At 42.5% G+C, this 3,345-nt stretch carries 2 protein-coding genes; both read left to right on the forward strand.

Annotated features, from left to right (window positions below; genetic code table 11):
• Positions 1 to 90: 90 nt before the first annotated feature.
• Positions 91 to 1,137: an NADP(H)-dependent aldo-keto reductase gene (locus B3O33_RS10390; RefSeq protein WP_292360100.1), complete on the forward strand. Its 1,047-nt coding sequence runs from the start codon at positions 91 to 93 to the stop codon at positions 1,135 to 1,137.
• 156 nt (positions 1,138 to 1,293) lie between these two features.
• Positions 1,294 to 3,345 (forward strand): two-component system response regulator (locus tag B3O33_RS10395; RefSeq protein WP_292363552.1); only part of this gene is annotated, 2,052 nt, incomplete at its 3' end.

Consider the following 3,345-nt stretch of genomic DNA (forward strand, 5'->3'; position numbering starts at 1 on the left):
GATATGAAAGATCAACAAGCCCTGATATCATCACAACGCTCTTAATGGGCGTTGTTTTGTTTCTACCGTCTGAAAATCACAGGATCGACTATGCAATTCAATACCCTTGGCAATAGTAATCTAAAAGTCAGCCAGATTTGTCTTGGCACAATGACTTATGGTGAACAGAACAGCCAACAGGAAGCATTTGAACAGCTTGATTACGCGGTATCGCAGGGTATTAACTTCATTGATACGGCAGAGCTTTATGCCATTCCACCCAAAGCAGAAACCTATGGTGCTACTGAAACGATTGTTGGCAACTGGTTAAAACAGCATGGTCGTCGTGAGGATTTGGTCATTGCCAGTAAGATTGCCGGTCCGGGTGCTGATTGGGTTGGGCACATACGTCAGGGTAAATCACGATTTGATGATAAAAATATCAGCGAAGCGTTAGACAATAGTTTGCAACGCTTGCAAACCGAATATCTGGATTTATATCAATTACATTGGCCTGAACGACAAACCAATTATTTCGGCAAATTAGGTTATCAACACGATGCTGCTGAAGAAGCAATGACGCCAGTGGTTGAAACCCTGCAGGCATTGGAAAAGCAGATAAAATCCGGAAAAATTCGCTATATCGGTTTATCTAACGAAACCCCATGGGGATTGATGCAGTTTCTTTCAGTGGCAAAATCGATGAATCTTCCAGTGATTGCCTCAATACAAAATCCCTACAGTTTGCTAAACCGTACCTACGAGATTGGCTGTGCCGAAATCAGTTATCGAGAGAATGTTCCACTATTGGCTTATTCACCTTTAGGATTTGGCGTGTTGACAGGGAAGTATCTCCAGAATAATGCTCCCGACACTGCCCGAATGAGTTTATGGCCACATTATGCACGGTACAGTAATCCACAGGCTGTCAAAGCGACTCAGGCTTATGTCGATTTGGCGAAGCAACATCAGTTAGATCCTGCGCAGATGGCATTGGCTTATGTGAATAGCCGACCATTTACAGCTGCAACTATCATTGGGGCTACCACTATGCAGCAATTAAAGACCAATATCGCCAGCGAAACATTAATGCTGTCGAATGAGGTTGTTACAGCAATCGAAGAGATTCATAAAACGATTCCAAATCCCGCTCCATAACTAACATTAGAGAAATGTGCGCTAGCGCAGGTTAAAGCGTTTGAGGCTATGGTAGTTTATGGTCTTGGTTACATTGCTGATATAAACTGCCGCTGATTCTATTTCGTCATTCTTATATCAGTATTTCTATGCTTAGAAATTCAGGTATCTGGCAACATGGATAGTCAATCCCTATATACCGTGCTTATCGTCGATGACGATCCGGTCACGCGTTTATTGATGAAACAATCACTTCAGGATCCGAACTTATCCATTATCGAAGCTGAAAATGGGCAGCAGGCGATAAGATTATTTGCCGAGTTTTTGCCTGATATCACTTTACTGGATGTTTCCATGCCTGGCATGGATGGGTTTACCTGTTGTCGTCAGCTCCGTTTACTTCCTAAAGGTCAACAAGCAGCAATCGTGATGGTTACTGTGCATGACAAAGTTGATGATATTGAAGAGGCGTTTGCATCGGGGGCGACGGATTTCATTACAAAACCATTCAAATGGCCGTTATTTGCACACCGTGTTCGATATATTCTAAAAGCCAATAATACCTTACGCGAACTTAGTCTGAGCCGTTCAAAACTGGATAAAGCTCAGGCAATTGCACATCTAAGCTATTGGGAATGGGATTTCAAACAGAATCAGATTGAATGTAGTGCTGATCTTTACAGGATCTTTGGTATAGAGAAATCCTCAAAAGTCCTTTCATTTAAACAGATTCTTCATCACATTTTTCCTGAAGACAGACCATTATTCAAACAGGCGCTTCGTCGGGCCATTCATCAAAAGCATCCTTATGATATTGAATATCGTATTCAGTCAGGAAGCGGTCAATTGTTTTACCTCCATGAACGAACAGAAATTACCGAAGATTATGATGGGTGGAAGATTATTGGCACGTTGCAGGACATAACTTCACTCAAGCGATCTGAACAGGAGCTCGCTTATTACACGTATTACGATACCCTTACAGATTTGCCGAATAGACGACTGTTTATTGAGCAGCTGGAAACAGCTATTGCTCGTGCCCGACATAAACAACAGTCCTTAACACTGATGTTTATCGATCTGGATCACTTCAAGCATATCAATGATACCTATGGGCATCAGGTCGGTGATGCATTGTTATGTGAGGCTGCGTCGAGAATTAAGGACTGTCTGCGAGATGCGGATTTGATTGCAGTGAGCAAAGATAAGGATGATCGTGTGGCCCGGTTCGCGGGTGATGAATTTACCGTCATGCTGACCAATATTGATAATGTGGATGTGCTGGCAAATATCGCCCAGCGGATAGTGGCCAAATTTGAAAAATCATTTGATATCAAAGAGCATAATGTTTTCAGTACGGTGAGCATCGGTATTGCTCTTTTCCCTGAAGATGGGGACAACGTTCAGGCGTTGATGCAGCATGCTGATGTGGCAATGAATCATGCCAAGGAATTAGGACGTAACAATTACCAGTTTTTCTCAGCAGAAATGAATGATTATCTGTATGAGCGTTTACAGATGGAACAGGATCTGCGCCAAGCATTGGAACGTAATGAGTTTCTGCTGTTTTACCAACCGCAGATTGATGTGCAAACGAAGCAGATCATAGGGTTTGAAGCCTTGCTGCGTTGGTTGCATCCAGTAAAAGGTCTGTTGGGTCCGTTAGTATTTATAGACGTGGCTGAAAAGACCGGTTTGATTATTGCTATTGGTGAGTGGGTGTTAAATCAGGCCTGTTTGCAAACCCGGGGATGGCAGCAACAATTTGATGTTCAATGGCGTGTTTCGGTGAATTTGTCTGCTATGCAGTTTAATCAGCAGTTACTTCTGGAGCAGGTTGGACAAAGTCTCAATAATTCAGGGTTGCCAGCAGCCTCTCTTGAATTGGAAATAACTGAAACGGCGATGCTTAAAGATGTGATGGAGACAATCCCATTATTAAACGCATTAAAAGCAATGGGGGTAGGGCTGGCCATTGATGATTTCGGAACCGGTTATTCTTCATTGAGCTACCTGAAAAACTTTCCGATTAATACCTTGAAAATTGATAAAAGCTTTGTTGATGAAATCGTTGACAATCCCAAAGATGCGGCGATTGCCCGAACTATTGTCCAGCTTGCAGATAATCTTGGTTTGAGAACCATTGCAGAAGGGGTTGAAAGTATTGCGCAGGTAGATATGCTAACTACAATGGGGTGCAAAGAGTTACAAGGTTATTATTACAGTAAA

Origin of the sequence: Methylophaga sp. UBA1464, assembly GCF_002325665.1 — a bacterium.
Lineage (GTDB): Bacteria > Pseudomonadota > Gammaproteobacteria > Nitrosococcales > Methylophagaceae > Methylophaga.

Excerpts from the sequence above, each read along its gene's own strand:
- B3O33_RS10390 (WP_292360100.1), top strand. The coding sequence starts at position 91 with ATGCAATTCAATACCCTTGGCAATAGTAATCTAAAAGTCAGCCAGATT.